We start from the raw sequence: 15,398 nt of genomic DNA, 5'->3' as shown, positions 1-15,398 counted from the left end.
CCGCCCGCCACTTCGGACTCTGGCCCACCACCATCTCCCGCATCGAACGCGGACTCCAACGCGACGACGAACTCGCCAACACCTACAGACAATGGCTCACAACCGCTTGACAGCAATAGGAGCATCAGATTCGCTTCCCCGAGACGCGCCCCCCGCGTGCCGAAACCGTGACTCGCCGATCCCGGGGAATGGGTATTTCTCCGGTATGAGAAACACCGCTTCACCCGGCTCGACGGGCCGGCGGCCCTGGTACGCCGACCTCGAGGAGGCCGAGGCCCGGGGCGCCCACGGCAGCGCCGGAATCGGATACTTCGACTGCGACTGCGACATCTGCCGCCACCGGCACCACGAGCGGCCGTTCTGATCGCGACCGCCGCCCGCACCCGCGTGTGCCGCCGTCCAGCAGGACACGCGGGGCTCTCACGCGGCCCGGTCCGGACAACCGGATCGAGCGGCCGCCAACCGTCAGCGGAAGACGGACTCGAACGGCGGCCCGTCGAGGAGGCTGCGACATGCCCGCCGGATCTGCGCCATAATCGATTCGCGATCGTCGAGGCCGGCCTCCCAGTAGATGATGAGCCACTCGAAATCGCCCGCCGGGCCGGCGAGGGCGGGGTTCGGTCGTTCGATCGTGTAGACGAGCAGGTTCAGCAATCCGGCGATACGCTCTGCCGCGGCGAGGGTGTCGCCCTCGGCGGACAGCGCATATTCGGCGTGATGGCGAGCCCGCCGCAACAGCACATCGGCCTCGCGGCGCGGCCAATCCGCCTCGATGGCCGCGATCAGGTCGAGTTCGCGAAGAGCGGTGAGAAATACCTCGGGGGCGTTGCCGCAGTCGTTGCGGTGCATACACGCCAACTCGACCAGCGCCGGTGAATCCAGACCCCTGGCCAGCGCCTCCGCGGCGATCATCGGCAGGTCCTCGGGGTACACCTCGCCCACCGCGAACAGGTCGGCGGCCGCGCGAAGGTTCTCCATGCGGGCCAGCCTGCACCCGAGGCGATCCCGGGTCAACCGAATTCGCCGCGCCGACGGTCTGCTGGTTTCCGGTCCGGGAAAATGGGATGCGGTGCATCAATACTCGCCCGTACCATATCTTTTCGTGCCCGGTGCGTAGGCAGCGGTTACTTCGACTCTTAATCGGCGGGTTGCGGGTTCGAGTCCCGCCCAGGCTTCGCGGCCTGGTAGCTCAATGGCAGAGCAGCATGTTCCGTCGCCGACCTGGATCTCGGGCACACCCCTCGCTGCACGTGTGAATCGGCGGCGCCGCTACGGCGCCGAAATCCCGCCGCGGCGGCGCCCGGTGCGCGGGCAACAGGTACTTCGGGTTTCACATCCTGGAACGGGTTACCCGGTGACCAACTCCCCTGCTGCCGAACAGATCTCGGGCCCGCATCGCGGGAATTCGTTTGCGGCCCGCATTTCCGGCCGCTATCCTTTCGAGTGCGCCCGGTGCGCAGGTAGCGGTTACTTCTCGGACGAAAGGGTCGCGGGTTCGAATCCCGCCCGGACTTCGGTCCGCGTAGCTCAGCGGGAGAGCATTTCGCAAATACCGCCACCGCCAGGGATCTCGGGCGCACACCTTCCTCTCACCCACCGACCTTCACGTCGGCAGCCTCGGGCACCGGCGTAGGTTTCGCTGCTGGTCGCGACCGGGCGCGCCGCCCCCCGACGACACCGCCTGCGCACTGACCAAACTCGATCACGCACTGCCACAACGACTCCGGCACGAGGTACAAGCACTGGCCGGATCCTTCTCCAACTTCGTGATTCGCGCACGGGCGTACACACCTTCGCGGCCGACCGGGCGACATCCTGTCTAGGGCGCCCCTCCCGAAAAAAAATGGGATGCGGCGAATTCCGCAGCGCGCTACCGTAACTACCACGCCCGGTGCGCAGGAAACGGTTACTTCTGGTTTATCAGGTTCGACTCCTGTACCGGATTCCCCGGAATCCGGTCGGCTCGCAAGAGCCGGTTACCGTTTCCGAATTGTTCTCGGGCGCTATAGTTTCGCACCTCCCGGTGCGAAGCCCACGGCTACTTCGAACTGCAATTTCACAAGTCCGTGGGCGTTTCGATCTCGGGAGGCCTGTGCATCAGCCCGATGCGCCGACGACGGATACTCCCGGATTTCCGAATCCGGTAGCGCCGGTTCGAATCCGGCCGCCGCCTGACAAGCGGCGATTTCGTCGCGTTCCCGGGCCGCACTCGCCTCCCCGCACGACGTGGGGGAATTCCTGTGAGTAAGTTCAATTCCGGACGCCTGCGCGCCGCCGCGACCTCGGCGGTGAAGTCCGCACGCACGCCGACCGGACGCACCTACGAGGGAGCGCCCGGCTACGAGCGCACGCCACAGGGTGAACTGTTCCTACTCGCGGTATCGAACATGGTGGGCGAGAACACCTTCTACGAGAGCTCCGGCGCACGCGACGACCGCGGTGCTGGTGCGCGAGAACACCCTCGCCGATCCCGAGTGGACCGCGCGCCTGCTGCGCTGGCTGCGCACCTCGGCGAACATGCGCACCGCCGCACTCGTGGGCGCGGCCGAGTTCGCGCAGGCCCGGCTTTCGGCCGGACAGTCCGGAATGAGCCGTCAGGCAATCGATTCCGTGCTGCAGCGCGCCGACGAGCCGGGCGAGCTGATCGCCTACTGGTTCGCCACCTACGGGCGGGCGCTGCCCAAGCCGGTGAAGCGCGGCGTCGCCGACGCGGCCCGCCGCCTGTACGACGAGCGCGCCCTGGCCAAGTGGGATTCCACCGCACACGCGGTGCGCTTCGGCGACGTGCTCGACCTCACGCACCCGGCACCCATGGCCGACAAGCCCTGGCAGGGTGAGCTTTTCGCGCACGCACTGGATCGGCGCCACAACCGGGACAACGCGCCCGGCGAGGGCCTGCGGATCCTGCGCGCCCGCGCGGAACTGCTCGCCACGCCCGTCGCGGATCGCCGGACGCTGTTCGACGACGCCGAGCGGGCCCGCGAAGCGCTGCGTGGCGCGGGCATGACCTGGGAGTCGGTGGCCGGCTGGCTGCAGGGCCCGATGGACGCGCGCGTCTGGGAGGCCCTGATCCCGTCGATGGGTTACATGGCGCAGTTGCGTAACCTGCGCAATTTCGACGAGGCCGGGGTATCCGACGAGGTCGCCGCGGAGGTAGCGGCCAAGCTCGCCGATCCCGAGCAGGTCGCGCGCTCGCGGCAGCTGCCGATGCGGTTCCTGTCGGCGTACCGCGCCGCGCCGTCGCTGCGCTGGGGCGATGCCCTCGAGCGGGCGCTGGGCCACTCGCTGGCCTCGGTGCCCACGCTGTCCGGGCGCACCCTGGTGCTGGTGGACACGTCGGGCTCGATGAACGCGGGCTTCTCCCGCGACGGTGCGCTGCGCCGCTGGGACGCCGCGGTCGTCTTCGGCCTCGCGCTGGCGAACCGGTGCGAGCGGGCCGATGTGGTCTCGTACTCGTGGGGCGAGGGCGACGCGGGCAGCCGGGTGTTCCGCCAGCGGCGGGGCGAGTCGCTGCTGCGTGCGGTCGAGCGGTGGAAGTCCGGCGGCTACTTCATCGGCGGCGGCACCGATACGGCCGGCGCGGTGCGGGGGCACTTCGCGCGGCACGATCGCGTGGTGATCCTCACCGACGAGCAGGCCACCGGCGGCGACGTCGACCGGGCACTGCCCGACACGGTGCCGCTGTACACCTGGAATCTGGCGGGGTACCGCCTCGGTCATGCGCCCAGCGGGTCGCACAACCGGCACGTCTTCGGCGGCCTGTCCGACAAGGCGTTCGCGATGATCGGTCTGCTGGAGGCCGGCGCCCGCGCCGACTGGCCGTTCTGACGGCGGTGTCCGGCAACTCGAATCGAGTTGCCGGACACCGTAGGTCGACTACGACCGCGCGGAAGCCGCAGTGCGCGTATGTATCACGGCGGTGACGACCGCGGCCAATACAACGGCGGCAGCCGCACAGGCCGCGGTGGTGGCCCAGCCGAACCAGCTGACCGCCGCCGCGCCGAACGCCGTCCCGAGGCTGCCACCGATGAAATAGACGATCATGTACGCGCTGTTGAAACGGGCTGGTGCACCGGGATCGATGGCCAGCACCGTGCTCTGATTCGCCACCTGCGCGGCGAACAGTCCGGCATCGAACAGGCCCAGGCACAGCAGGGTGATCGCCGTATTCGACAGGAACACCGCAAGAGTCACCGTGCTGACGACGGCCAGCGCCAGGCCGATCAGGATCACCCGGCGGGCGCCGACGCGATCGGTCCACGTCCCCGAAATCCGGGTGGCGGCGACGCCGAGCAGCCCGGCGAAGGCGTACAGGCCGATTCGTTCGGGCGAATAGGAGAACGGCGGCTGGGACAGCGCGACCGCGAGCCCCGCCCAGATCGTGCAGAAGGCGAAGAACCACAGCATGCCCCGACCGGCGGCCAGCCGCAGCACCGGATACCGGGTGTACAGGGCGGGCATTCCGCGCAGCGTCGCAGGATAGCCGCGCGTGGCAGTTCCCGCCGCCGCCGGCAGCACCGGGCGGGTGACCGAGGCGAGAACGAGACAGGCGACGGCGAAAACGACGAGCATGCCCCGCCACCCGATGACATTCGCCAGCCACCCACCCGCGATTCGTCCGGCGAGGATCCCGGACGAAATTCCGGCGGTCACGATCCCGAGAACGGTGGCTCGCCGATGCGAGTCCGCGAATCGTCCCGCGACCGAACTCAATTGGGCCCCGATCGCCGAACCAGCCCCGATCACGAAGATCGCCGCACCGAGCAGCCACGCCGATCGCACCGCCGCCGCACCCATTAAAGCCACTGCCAGAGCACCGAATTGGGCCGACACCACCACCCGCGGCGCATACCGATCGACGAGCGGCACCAGCAGGGCCAGGCCGGCCAGATAGCCGACCGGTCCACCGGCCAACGCCGTTCCGACGGCCGCGACCGAGGTATGCAGCGACCGTGCTACCTCCGCGATAGCCGGTTGCAACGGATAGATACTGGCGGTGCCGGTCGCGGCCGCCAGCGCCATGAACCACACGACAGGCGTCCGCAGCACCGCGACCCGGGTATCCGGAATGAGGTCGGTTTCCATGACACCGACGGTAGGAATGCCGGAATCATCCGGCTGGCGGCAATCGGACCACATAGTTCCGGGCCCGGATACGAGAAACGCACCCCCTCGACATGCGAGAGAGTGCGTCTCGAACCCGGTGCGGATGTCGCCGCGGCAGCTCAGGGAGTGCCGGGCGGTTCCGAGTTCGCGGCGGCCTCGGGCTTCGAGCCCGCGGCCGGATCCGCCCCTGTCTCCGTTTCGGCCGCACCCGGATCGGTGCCCTCGTCGGCGGCCTGGTCCGGCTCGGGATGCTCCGGGGAGAAGTCCGTGGGCAGGCCCTTGATGTGCTTGTTCATCGAGCGGATCAGCAGCACGGTGCCCGCCAGCAGCACCAGGATGATCACCAGGCCCAGCGGCGAGGCCTTGCCGAACTCCGGGCCGGTGGGGTTGGTGGTGGTGCCCTGCGCCAGGACGGTCAGAATCATCGGTCGGTGACCTCGGTGTGTGGATCTTCGATACCGGCGAACAGGTCGGTCTCCGGGATCTCGGTGCGCACCCGCGTCTTGGCCAGCTCGAATTCCTCGGTGGGCCACAGCCGCTGCTGCATCTCCATGGGAATGGCGAAGAAGGCGCCGTTCGGATCGATCTGGGTGGCGTGCGCGCGCAGGGCGTCGTCGCGCTGCGGGAAGTACTTGGAGCATTCGATCTGGGTGGTCACCCGGCCGAACATGTCGCCGCGCTCGGCGGCCATCTTGCGGAACCGGTCCAGCCATTCCTGCATCGGGAACGGCTCGCCGATCCGCTCGTACTCCTCGGCGAAGGTCTCGATGCGCTGGATGCTGAAGCCGTGGTCGTAGTACAGCTTCAGCGGGGTCCACGGCTCGCCCGCGTCGGGGAAGCGCTCCGGATCCCCCGCCGCCTCGAACGCGGCCATCGACACCTTGTGGCACATGATGTGATCCGGGTGCGGGTAGCCACCGTTCTCGTCATAGGTCGTCATCACGTGCGGCCGGAACTCGCGAACGACGCGGACCAGCGCCTCGGTGGCCTCCTCGAGCGGCACCAACGCGAAGCAACCCTCCGGCAGCGGCGGCAGCGGATCGCCCTCGGGCAGGCCCGAGTCGACGAACCCCAGCCAGCGGTGCTGAACCCCGAGCGCCTTGGCGGCCTCGGCCATCTCCTCGCGCCGCACCTCCTCGATGCGGTCGAGGATGCCGGGCACGTCCATCGCCGGATTGAGGATCGATCCCCGCTCGCCGCCGGTCAGCGACACCACGAGGACGTCATCGCCCTCCGCGGCATACTTCGCGGTCGTCGCGGCGCCCTTGCTGGACTCGTCGTCGGGGTGGGCATGCACAGCCATGAGGCGGAACCCGCTCACTAGTTGCTCACCTCATTGCTCATCCGTTAGTCACCTCATCGCTCTCCGCCACACATTCGGGCAGGGGTGCCAGATCTCTCTCCCTATAGTTCCATCCGGCCCACATTTGTTCCGAGCTGCCCCCCGGGGATGGTGCGTGGGCGGAGCTTGCGGAGCCCACGGGGTGGGTACGTCACGATGTCGCGGCTCTCGGCCACGCGGGGCCGCGCAACCGGGCGATACCCGCATGGGGCACCATCGACTGGTAGCGCACGGCGCACTGAGATAGAGGAGCGAGCAGATCATGACCGAGGCCGCACCCGAGACCGGACGGTCCGACACCGCGGCCCCGTCGCGCTCGCTCGGGGATCGCTACGGGACCACCCGCCGGCGCCGGACCCCGCGCTGGATGCCGCTCGCCCTGGGCGGCGTGGTCGTGGCGCTGGGCCTGGTCATCGCCTATCTCGGCTTCAAGCAGTTCGGCCCCAAGGACGTCGACCCCGAACAGCTGGGCTACTCCGTCGTCAATGACTCCACCGTCGAGGCGCATTTCAAGGTCACCCGCACCCATCCCGAACAGCCGGCGTTCTGTTTCGTCCGCGCGATGGACAAGGACGGCAACGAGGTCGGCCGCCGCGAGGTGCTGATCGCGCCCTCGAACAGCGGTACCGTGGAAATGAAGGTCACGGTGCGGAGCCTCGCCAAACCGGCGGCCAGCGATGTGTACGGCTGCGGCAGCCACGTACCCGCCTACCTGCGGGCGGGCTGAACCGGCCCATCCAGACGCATCCGGCGAATCGCCTGGCAATCACCGCCCCGACCTGCACCTTTGCAAAACGTGGTAAAATGATGCGATACACGGTTCCGAACGCTCGGAGCCGTGTTTGCTGCATTGGCGGCCAGCGCTGTCGGTTCCCGGCACACAATGCCACACGGGAACAGGGCCTGTCGGGGTTCGACGGATTCCCCCAGGGATGGCTCTAGCCGTCCACTGCGGCCGCGCGCGCCCCAGGGTGGGGCGCATGTGGCTGCAGGTATTTGGGAATCCCGGTTAGCCGGGAACAACTACGAGGGAGTGATCGAGATGACTGAGACGCAAGTGACCTGGCTGACACCGGAGTCGCATGAGAGGCTCAAGGGCGAACTCGACGCGCTCATTGCCAATCGTCCGGTCATCGCGGCCGAAATCAACGAGCGCCGCGAAGAAGGCGACCTGAAGGAGAACGGCGGCTATCACGCGGCGCGCGAGGAGCAGGGTCAGCAGGAGGCCCGCATCCGCCAGCTGCAGGAGCTGCTGAACAACGCCAAGGTCGGCGTCGCGCCCACCAAGTCGGGCATCGCGCTGCCGGGTTCGGTCGTCAAGGTCTACTACGACGGCGACGAGACCGACACCGAGACGTTCCTGATCGCCACGCGCGAGGAGGGCCTGGGCGGCTCGAACCTCGAGACCTACTCGCCGAACTCCCCGCTGGGCGGGGCGCTCATCAACGCCAAGGTCGGCGAGACGCGGGAGTACACGCTCCCCAACGGCAACATCATGAAGGTGACGCTGGTCAGCGCGGAGCCCTACCACAGCTGACGCGCCCGGCCGGTCGGCAGCAGCCGGTCGAGCGCCGCTGCGAACCTCCGAAAACAACACAGCGGCCGCACCGTTTCCGGTGCGGCCGCTGTTGTCTTGTCGCGAGGCGATTACCCCAGCGCGCGCTCGATATCGGCGAGCAGGTCGCTGACGTCCTCGATGCCCACGGACAGGCGAACCAGATCCTCGGGCACCTCCAGCTCGGACCCGGCGGTCGAGGCGTGCGTCATCGCGCCCGGGTGCTCGATCAGCGACTCCACCCCGCCCAGGGATTCGGCGAGGGTGAAAAGCGTGGTGCGCGAGCAGAAGTCGAGCGCGGCCTGCCGACCACCGGCCAGCCGCACCGAGATCATGCCGCCGAAGCGCCGCATCTGCTTCTGTGCCACCGCATATCCCGGATGGTTCGGCAGGCCCGGGTAGATGACCTGGGCGATGGCCGGATGCCCGGACAGGAACTCCGCGATCGTCTCGGCATTGTCGCAGTGCCGATCCATGCGCACCGCAAGGGTTTTGATGCCGCGCATGGTCAGGAAGGCATCCGTGGGGCCGGGCACCGCGCCGGCGCCGTTCTGCAGGAAGGCGAAGGCGGCATCGAGTTCGGGATCGTCGGTGATCAGCGCGCCGCCGACGACATCCGAGTGTCCGCCGAGGTATTTGGTGGTCGAGTGGATCACGATGTCGGCGCCCAGCAGCAGCGGCTGCTGCAGGTACGGGGAGGCGAAGGTGTTGTCCACCACCAGCTTCGCGCCGCCGGCGTGCGCGATCTCGGCCAGCGCGCCGATATCGCCGATGTTGAGCAGCGGATTGGTCGGCGTCTCCACCCAGACCAGTTTCGTGTTGGGGCGCAACGCATTACGCACCGCGTCCGGATCCGACACCCGCGCGACCGAGTATTCGATGCCCCACTGCGTGAAGACCTTGTCGATCAGCCGGAAGGTGCCGCCGTAGGCGTCGTCCGGGATCACCAGATGATCACCGGGCCGCAGCGTCGCGCGCAGCGCACAGTCCGTGGCCGCCATGCCGGAGGAGAAGGCCCGGCCGTGGCGCCCGGACTCCAGGGCGGCCAGGTTGGCCTCGAGCGCGGTGCGCGTCGGGTTGCCGGTGCGGGCGTACTCGAAGCCGCCGCGCAGCCCGCCCACGCCGTCCTGGGCAAAGGTGGAGCTGGCGTAGATCGGCACATTCACCGCACCGGTCTGCGGATCGGGCTCGTATCCGGCGTGCACGGCCCGTGTGGAGAACCCCAGCTGGTCATCGGTCATGGCTCACAGCCTAGGAGCGCTCCCCCTCGCCCGGCCCGCCGGGTGGCGCCGCCGACCGCGGCGTTCGGTCGATCGGCCGGGTGAGCGCGGCCTAGGGTGGATCGCATGGTGACCGTAGACGAGCTGTTCGCAATCGATTCGCTGCTCAGCGACCAGGAAATTCAGATCCGCGACACCGTGCGGGTGTTCGCCGAGCAGCGGCTGCGACCGCATATCGCGGACTGGTTCGAGCGGGGCACGTTCCCGGTCCGCGAGCTGGCGCCCGAGCTGGGCAAGCTGGGCCTGCTGGGGATGCATCTCGAGGGGTACGGCTGCGCGGGCACGTCGGCGACCGAGTACGGCCTGGCCTGCATGGAACTCGAGGCGGTCGATTCCGGCGTGCGCAGCATGGTGTCGGTGCAGGGCTCGCTCGCCATGACGGCGATCCACCGGTTCGGCTCCGAGGAACAGAAGCAGCGCTGGCTGCCGGACATGGCGTCCGGTCAGGCGATCGGCTGCTTCGGGCTCACCGAACCCGATTTCGGCTCCAATCCGGGCGGGATGCGCACCCGTGCGGTCCGCGACGGCGCGGACTGGGTGCTCGACGGCTCGAAGATGTGGATCACCAACGGCTCGGTCGCCGACGTCGCGGTGGTGTGGGCGCGTACCGAGGAGGGGATTCGCGGCTTCCTGGTGCCCGCGGGCACCCCGGGCTTCACCGCCCGGGAGATGCACCGCAAGCTCTCACTGCGCGCCTCGATCACCGCGGAGCTGGATCTGGAGGGGGTGCGGCTGCCCGGCGAGGCGATGCTGCCGGGCGGTAAGGGCCTCGCGGCGCCGCTGGCGTGCCTGTCGGAGGCGCGGTTCGGCATCGTCTTCGGCGCGCTCGGCGCCGCCCGCGACAGCCTGGCCGCGGCCATCGACTACGCGCGCACCCGCGAGGTGTTCGACAAGCCGCTGGCCGCGTATCAGCTCACCCAGGCCAAGCTGGCCGATATGGCGGTAGAGCTGGGCAAGGGCGAGCTGTTGGCGCTGCATCTGGGCCGGCTCAAGGATCGCGGCGAACTGCGGCCCGAACAGGTCAGCGCGGGCAAGCTGAACAGCACCCGGGAGGCCATCGCGATCGCGCGAGAGTGCCGGACCATCCTGGGCGCCAACGGAATCACCCTGGACTATCCGGTGCTGCGCCACGCGAACAACCTGGAGTCGGTGCTCACCTACGAGGGCACCGCGGAGGTGCATCAGCTGGTGCTGGGTGAGGCCCTGACCGGATCCAGAGCATTTCGCTGACAGGCAATTTGAGCGGCGAGCCGAATGGGATTCCCACTCTCTGCAAATGCCCGGAGGTTGCTAGGCTGTCGGGGTGTTTTTGTTCGGCTCCGCGTTGCTCGAAGTGTCGGCGCGTAAGACTTTGAAGCGTCTGCATAAATCGCACGGAGTTCCCGCGCTGACCGCGGCGCGGGAATCACCGGCGGTGTGTGCGGCACTGGATCAGCACGCGGCCGCGATCCGCGACATCCTCGAGCTCGGCATCGAGAATTCGGCGGTCGTGCCGGTGTCGGTACTGCTGGCCGGATACGCCCGCGGACTGGTGGAACATTCGGAGCGGGCGGTGCTGCGCGCGCCGCGCGATACCGCCGGCTGGGTACGCGCCGAATGGATCCAGTTGAGATTGGCCGGTGTGTGCATGTTGTCCACCAGCATGGCCTGACCGCCGCGCACCCGAAAGTCCTTTGGCCCGAACGAGCCACGACGCCAATACGTCACGACTCGAACACGTCACGACGCAGCCCGCCCCGAAGATCGGTACAGCAGCGAGAGAGGTTCGCGCCGGAAGGGCACTCGGGGGCGACAGGGCCCGACCGCCGGCGATCAGCCCGCGTGGGGCTCGCTGTCGACCAGGTACAGCCGGGGCCGCCGGGCGGGCGTCGAACCGCCCGCACCGCCGATGAGCAGCACCGCGAGCACGCCGCCGACGATGAGCAGCACCGTCAGGAGGATCGGCACGGTGACCTCGGACGGCACCCCGACGCGGCCCAGCGCCGTGGCGCCCCCCGCGCCCCAGAGGACCACGGCCGCGAAGCGGCCCAGCATGCGACCCCACCCGGAATCACCGATTCGATTCGTGACCCAGCCCATGACCATGCGGCCGAGCATGGCGGTAATCGCACCGATGACCAGTGCCACCGCGATATCCGGTACCCACGACGCGATATCTCGCAACAGCGAGCCGACCGTGTTCACGAATCATCCCCTCGCACCCAGGCGGCCCCGGCCGGATACCGGAACTCCAATTCGGTTATACCTCGCAAAAATCCAACTATCCACTATTTGCGTGGATATTGCCGGTTCAAGTATTGCGAGAGAGAAGACCGGTCAGTAGGCCGAATTGACGTTATCCATGGAGCCATAGCGGTCGGCGGCGTAATTGCAGGCCGCGGCGATGTTGGCGACCGGGTCCCAGATGTTCCAGGAGGTGCCGTCGACGTGGTACGCCCGGAAGGTCGGGTCGATGACCTGCAGCAGCCCCTTGGACGGGATACCCGCCGCGGCGTTGGAGTCGTACAGGTTGATGGCCTGCGGGTTACCGCTCGACTCGCGGATGATGTTGCGGTAGATGCCCGAGTAGCTACCCGGGATGTGGTTCGCGGCCAGGATGTCCATCGCCTGGTGGATCCAGCCGTCGAGGTTGTCCGCGTAGACCGGCGCCGGCGGGGGCGGGGGCGGCGGCAGCACCTGCGGCATCGGCGCCGGGGCCGGCGGCAGCGGCAGCGCGGGAGCAGGGGCGGCGGCGATCGGCGCGGCGATCGGCGCAGCGATCGGCGCGGCGGCCGGATGAGCGGTGGCCTCGGCGATCGTGTGGGCCAGGGCGACCGGCTTGACCTGGGTCGTGTGCTCCCCGCCCGCGGAGGTGATGGCGGCGAGGGCGGCCACGGCCAGGGTTGCCGCACCGGCGGTCCGCGCGACCGCCTTGGCTCTACTGCTCTTGTTGGACGTACTCGACATCGACGTTTCCTACTCTTGTTTTCGGCCGTTACCGGCCTGCAGCAGGCAGCACCGATCAGGGGCGGGCACCGCTCTCGGCGGGCTCGTCCCCGGTGCGACATGCTGGTGGACTCGAGAGGGAGGCTGTGCGCTCCCCGTGGGATTCGGCTCGACTCAGCGGCGGCCGGGCGGTCCGGCAACGACGCGGGAGGCGTCTGCTGCCGTGGCGGCACACGCTGCAACTGCGGTGCCTCCCGGCACGGCGGCAGCGATCGTGTTCCGCATGAGCGTCACCAACTCCTCGTGTAATCCAGACTCGGGGTCTGAGAACCAACGAGGTCACAGGATGGTTGCGGTAGGTTAACGTAAACCTAATCAAAGGTGAACAACTGGTGTTGCGACCCTTCGGAGTGGACGATCCGAGGTCGCTATAACGCCGTGAGCGGGCGATTTAATCGTTACCTATCGGTGACCTACATCACAGAAAAAGTCGGTGTGTCGAGCTGGACGAGGCCGATTCGACCCGGTTTTCGGGGACCTTGGACACCGTTTGGTAACAGCGTCGAGACCTATCGTATCCACCAGAAATGTGCTCGACGCCACATGGTACGACGCTCGAGGCAATCGAGCGGCAAAGCGATCCGAGCCCCCGAGCATCGCGCGCACGGCGGTCGACACTCCGCACGACAGCGGCGCGGGCGGGCGCTCGCTCAGCGCGAGGGCGGCCCCAGGGCCGGGGCCGCGATCATCGACAATGCCGGGAACCGGATCCGGTTCAGCAATTCCGACGCGCCGAGCACAGCCGCCGGCAACGCCATCCAGGAGATCGCCTGCCACCGGTCCATGCCTACCTATGATGCGCAAGACATATGTAACAACGGGTTACATACCAGTTATCGCCGCAGCCGTGCGGCCTGGCAGCCTGCTCAGCGCAGTTTTCCCAGCTGATTAGCTACATGGCGGCAGCTGCCGCTCATCCCGGCCGAAAGCATCACGCCTCGGCCGGGAGATTAGCAATCATGCAGCGAACGATGCTCAGTGTGCGGACGGGATCCCCGACGCGCTCAGGAACCCGAGCAGGTCGTGCCGGGTGATGACCCCGATCGGCTTGCCGTCCTCGACCACCATCAGCGCGTCGGTGGCCTCGAGCTCCTTGGTGACCGCGGAGATCGGCTCGCCGGAGCCGATGAGCGGGAAGGACGGACTCATGTGCTTGGACACCGGATCGGTGAGATGGGCGCGGCCCTCGAACACCGCGGACAGCAGATCGCGCTCGGTGACGCTGCCGGCCACCTCGCCCGCCATCACCGGCGGTTCCGCCCCGACCACCGGCATCTGCGAGACGCCGTACTCGCGCAGGATCTCGATGGCGTCGCGCAGCGTCTCCTGGGGATGGGTGTGCACCAGATCGGGCAGCGCGCCGGACTTGCCGCGCAGCACGTCGCCGACGGTGGCCTCGGCGACGCTGCCGTCCAGGCGGGACTGCAGGAAGCCGTAGGAGCTCATCCACTGGTCGTTGAAGATCTTGGACAGGTAGCCGCGACCACCGTCGGGCAGCAGCACCACGACGACCGCTTCCGGGTCGCGCTCAGCCACCCGCAGCGCCGCCACCACGGCCATGCCGCAGGAGCCGCCGACCAGCAGGCCCTCCTCGCGGGCCAGGCGTCGGGTCATCTCGAAGGAATCGGCATCGGAGACCGCGATGATCTCGTCCGGGATCGCCGGATCGTAGGCGCTGGGCCAGAAGTCCTCACCGACGCCCTCGACCAGATACGGCCGCCCGGTGCCGCCGGAATACACCGAGCCCTCGGGATCGGCGCCGACGACCTTGACCTTGCCGCCCGAGACCTCCTTGAGGTAGCGGCCGGTGCCGGTGATGGTGCCGCCGGTGCCCACACCCGCGACGAAGTGGGTGACCTTGCCCTCGGTGTCGCGCCAGATCTCGGGGCCGGTCGTCTCGTAGTGGCTGGCCGGGCCGCCCGGGTTGGAGTACTGGTCCGGCTTCCACGCGCCCGGGATCTCGCGGACGAGGCGATCGGAGACCTGGTAGTAGCTGTCCGGGTGCTCGGGCGCGACCGCGGTCGGGCACACCACGACCTCGGCGCCGTAGGCGCGCAACACGTTTCGCTTGTCCTCGCTGACCTTGTCCGGGCAGACGAAGACGCATTTGTACCCGCGCTGCTGGGCGACCAATGCCAGGCCCACGCCCGTGTTGCCGGAGGTCGGCTCGACGATCGTGCCCCCCGGCTTCAGCAGTCCCTGCTCCTCGGCGGCCTCGATCATCTTGACCGCGATGCGGTCCTTGGAGCTGCCGCCGGGGTTCAGGTACTCGACCTTGGCCGCCACCAGGCCGGACTCCGGACCCACCACGGAGTTCAGCCGGACGAGCGGAGTATTGCCGATCAGCTCGACGACGTGATTCGCGATGCGCATGCCGCCCATAGTTCCAGAAGTAGCTGAACGGCTGTCCGCCTCCCCGCGTTTTCAGGCCAGACTCGAGTGCCACACAAGTACCGTTGGCGGCCGGCGGCCGATAGATCCGCAAGTTCCCCCGTCCCCGGCAAGTTACCCATGTACTCGCGAAATCAGTTCTCACCGATGGCATCGCGATTGCCCTATCATCTGCGGCGTGAGGATGCCGAAGAGTGCCCGCAGTATCGCAGCCGTGCTCGGAACCGTCGGGGCCGCGACGGCGATCGCGTCGTCCGCCGTGGCGGGCGCACAGACCACCGAATTCCCCCAGACCACCAGCCTGTTCTACGGCGGACTGTGTGGCGGGAACATCCGGACCTGGGCCGACACCAGCCCCGACTACGGCGGCCGGGCGGTGATCAACATCCAGGCCCAGCCTATCGCGGGCCTGGGCTCCGGTTCCTATCCGCTCGCACCGCTGTGCAACGTGCAGACCACGGTCGCGTGGCGCAATCTGAACACCGGCGCGGTCGGCCAGTGGGGGGTGAACGTCGTCGCGGGCATCTACGGCAGCATCCTGTATGCCCTCTACCAGAACACCGGACCGGGCACCATCGATGTCACCGTCAGCACCAACAACCTGAGCGTGCCCACGCACGCCACCTTCGTCGTCCCGGGTCCACCGCCGCCCCCGGGCCACTGAGCCGAGGTCGTCACGGACAAACGCACCCCATACCCGAAAGCCGGGTCAGGGGTGCGTTTTTTGGGAAATCCGGCG

Annotated in this window: 16 protein-coding genes; 7 read left to right on the top strand and 9 right to left on the bottom strand. The window is 68.2% G+C overall.

What is annotated here, in order from left to right:
• Positions 1–205 precede the first annotated feature (205 nt).
• Positions 206–364 carry a hypothetical protein gene (locus tag KO481_RS39290; RefSeq protein WP_215923631.1) on the top strand — a complete coding sequence of 53 codons (159 nt, stop codon included), beginning with the start codon at positions 206–208 and terminating at the stop codon, positions 362–364.
• A 101-nt stretch (positions 365–465) separates the two neighbouring features.
• Here KO481_RS39290 and KO481_RS39285 read toward each other — a convergent pair whose 3' ends face one another.
• Positions 466–978 (bottom strand): hypothetical protein, encoded by a 513-nt coding sequence (locus KO481_RS39285; protein ID WP_215923630.1) that lies wholly within the window; start codon positions 976–978, stop codon positions 466–468.
• A 1,467-nt stretch (positions 979–2,445) separates the two neighbouring features.
• On the opposite strand from KO481_RS39285, the gene KO481_RS39280 reads away from it, so the two are divergent.
• Positions 2,446–3,828 (top strand): TROVE domain-containing protein, encoded by a 1,383-nt coding sequence (locus tag KO481_RS39280; RefSeq protein WP_308166955.1) that lies wholly within the window; start codon positions 2,446–2,448, stop codon positions 3,826–3,828.
• Between the two features lie 48 nt (positions 3,829–3,876).
• Here the strand turns inward: KO481_RS39280 and KO481_RS39275 are convergent, their stop codons facing one another.
• The 3 genes from KO481_RS39275 to mca form a co-directional block, all read right to left on the bottom strand.
• On the bottom strand, positions 3,877–5,085 hold the full coding sequence (locus tag KO481_RS39275) for an MFS transporter (protein WP_215923629.1): 1,209 nt from the start codon (positions 5,083–5,085) through the stop codon (positions 3,877–3,879).
• 140 nt (positions 5,086–5,225) lie between these two features.
• On the bottom strand, positions 5,226–5,531 hold the full coding sequence (locus KO481_RS39270) for a hypothetical protein (RefSeq protein WP_245402156.1): 306 nt from the start codon (positions 5,529–5,531) through the stop codon (positions 5,226–5,228).
• On the bottom strand, positions 5,528–6,427 hold the full coding sequence (gene mca / locus KO481_RS39265) for a mycothiol conjugate amidase Mca (protein ID WP_215923628.1): 900 nt from the start codon (positions 6,425–6,427) through the stop codon (positions 5,528–5,530). The genes KO481_RS39270 and mca overlap by 4 nt, the downstream gene beginning before the upstream one ends.
• Before the next feature lie 283 nt (positions 6,428–6,710).
• On the opposite strand from mca, the gene KO481_RS39260 reads away from it, so the two are divergent.
• Both KO481_RS39260 and greA read left to right on the top strand, forming a co-directional pair.
• Positions 6,711–7,175, top strand: a complete 465-nt coding sequence (locus KO481_RS39260; RefSeq protein ID WP_215923627.1) for a DUF4307 domain-containing protein — start codon at positions 6,711–6,713, stop codon at positions 7,173–7,175.
• Positions 7,176–7,490: 315 nt separating this feature from the next.
• A complete protein-coding gene (greA, locus tag KO481_RS39255; protein ID WP_215923626.1) occupies positions 7,491–7,985 on the top strand; it encodes a transcription elongation factor GreA in 495 nt (164 codons plus the stop codon).
• 110 nt (positions 7,986–8,095) lie between these two features.
• On the opposite strand, the gene KO481_RS39250 is transcribed toward greA, so the two are convergent.
• Positions 8,096–9,244 carry a cystathionine gamma-synthase gene (locus KO481_RS39250; protein WP_215923625.1) on the bottom strand — a complete coding sequence of 383 codons (1,149 nt, stop codon included), beginning with the start codon at positions 9,242–9,244 and terminating at the stop codon, positions 8,096–8,098.
• A gap of 105 nt (positions 9,245–9,349) precedes the next feature.
• Here KO481_RS39250 and KO481_RS39245 point away from each other — a divergent pair, with 105 nt between their 5' ends.
• Entirely contained in the window at positions 9,350–10,513 is a 1,164-nt protein-coding gene (locus KO481_RS39245) for an acyl-CoA dehydrogenase family protein (RefSeq protein ID WP_215923624.1), read from the top strand.
• Between the two features lie 73 nt (positions 10,514–10,586).
• Positions 10,587–10,934 carry a DUF6401 family natural product biosynthesis protein gene (locus KO481_RS39240; RefSeq protein WP_215923623.1) on the top strand — a complete coding sequence of 116 codons (348 nt, stop codon included), beginning with the start codon at positions 10,587–10,589 and terminating at the stop codon, positions 10,932–10,934.
• Between the two features lie 161 nt (positions 10,935–11,095).
• Here KO481_RS39240 and KO481_RS39235 read toward each other — a convergent pair whose 3' ends face one another.
• The 4 genes from KO481_RS39235 to KO481_RS39225 form a co-directional block, all read right to left on the bottom strand.
• Positions 11,096–11,467 (bottom strand): hypothetical protein, encoded by a 372-nt coding sequence (locus KO481_RS39235; protein ID WP_215923622.1) that lies wholly within the window; start codon positions 11,465–11,467, stop codon positions 11,096–11,098.
• A gap of 132 nt (positions 11,468–11,599) precedes the next feature.
• The gene (locus KO481_RS39230) at positions 11,600–12,229 is read right to left on the bottom strand and encodes a transglycosylase SLT domain-containing protein (protein WP_215923621.1); all 630 of its coding nucleotides are present in this window, start codon (positions 12,227–12,229) and stop codon (positions 11,600–11,602) included.
• Positions 12,230–12,918: 689 nt separating this feature from the next.
• Positions 12,919–13,053, bottom strand: a complete 135-nt coding sequence (locus tag KO481_RS44170; protein ID WP_281066285.1) for a hypothetical protein — start codon at positions 13,051–13,053, stop codon at positions 12,919–12,921.
• A 190-nt stretch (positions 13,054–13,243) separates the two neighbouring features.
• Positions 13,244–14,641: a cystathionine beta-synthase gene (locus KO481_RS39225; RefSeq protein WP_215923620.1), complete on the bottom strand. Its 1,398-nt coding sequence runs from the start codon at positions 14,639–14,641 to the stop codon at positions 13,244–13,246.
• Between the two features lie 202 nt (positions 14,642–14,843).
• Here KO481_RS39225 and KO481_RS39220 point away from each other — a divergent pair, with 202 nt between their 5' ends.
• On the top strand, positions 14,844–15,323 hold the full coding sequence (locus KO481_RS39220) for a hypothetical protein (protein WP_245402172.1): 480 nt from the start codon (positions 14,844–14,846) through the stop codon (positions 15,321–15,323).
• Positions 15,324–15,398 lie beyond the last annotated feature (75 nt).

The sequence above is a fragment of the Nocardia albiluteola genome (assembly GCF_018860155.1).
In the GTDB taxonomy this organism is placed as follows: domain Bacteria; phylum Actinomycetota; class Actinomycetes; order Mycobacteriales; family Mycobacteriaceae; genus Nocardia; species Nocardia albiluteola.
The sequence above is the reverse complement of the archived record's forward strand: the minus strand, read 5'-3'. Positions and strand labels throughout refer to the sequence as shown.

What these genes read in the sequence shown, in the direction of transcription:
- KO481_RS39290 (WP_215923631.1), top strand. Translation starts at nt 206, where the DNA reads ATGAGAAACACCGCTTCACCCGGCTCGACGGGCCGGCGGCCCTGGTAC.
- KO481_RS39285 (WP_215923630.1), bottom strand. Translation starts at nt 978, where the DNA reads ATGGAGAACCTTCGCGCGGCCGCCGACCTGTTCGCGGTGGGCGAGGTG.
- KO481_RS39275 (WP_215923629.1), bottom strand. Translation starts at nt 5,085, where the DNA reads ATGGAAACCGACCTCATTCCGGATACCCGGGTCGCGGTGCTGCGGACG.
- KO481_RS39270 (WP_245402156.1), bottom strand. Translation starts at nt 5,531, where the DNA reads ATGATTCTGACCGTCCTGGCGCAGGGCACCACCACCAACCCCACCGGC.
- KO481_RS39260 (WP_215923627.1), top strand. Translation starts at nt 6,711, where the DNA reads ATGACCGAGGCCGCACCCGAGACCGGACGGTCCGACACCGCGGCCCCG.
- greA (WP_215923626.1), top strand. Translation starts at nt 7,491, where the DNA reads ATGACTGAGACGCAAGTGACCTGGCTGACACCGGAGTCGCATGAGAGG.
- KO481_RS39250 (WP_215923625.1), bottom strand. Translation starts at nt 9,244, where the DNA reads ATGACCGATGACCAGCTGGGGTTCTCCACACGGGCCGTGCACGCCGGA.
- KO481_RS39245 (WP_215923624.1), top strand. Translation starts at nt 9,350, where the DNA reads ATGGTGACCGTAGACGAGCTGTTCGCAATCGATTCGCTGCTCAGCGAC.
- KO481_RS39230 (WP_215923621.1), bottom strand. Translation starts at nt 12,229, where the DNA reads ATGTCGAGTACGTCCAACAAGAGCAGTAGAGCCAAGGCGGTCGCGCGG.
- KO481_RS44170 (WP_281066285.1), bottom strand. Translation starts at nt 13,053, where the DNA reads ATGGACCGGTGGCAGGCGATCTCCTGGATGGCGTTGCCGGCGGCTGTG.
- KO481_RS39225 (WP_215923620.1), bottom strand. Translation starts at nt 14,641, where the DNA reads ATGCGCATCGCGAATCACGTCGTCGAGCTGATCGGCAATACTCCGCTC.
- KO481_RS39220 (WP_245402172.1), top strand. Translation starts at nt 14,844, where the DNA reads ATGCCGAAGAGTGCCCGCAGTATCGCAGCCGTGCTCGGAACCGTCGGG.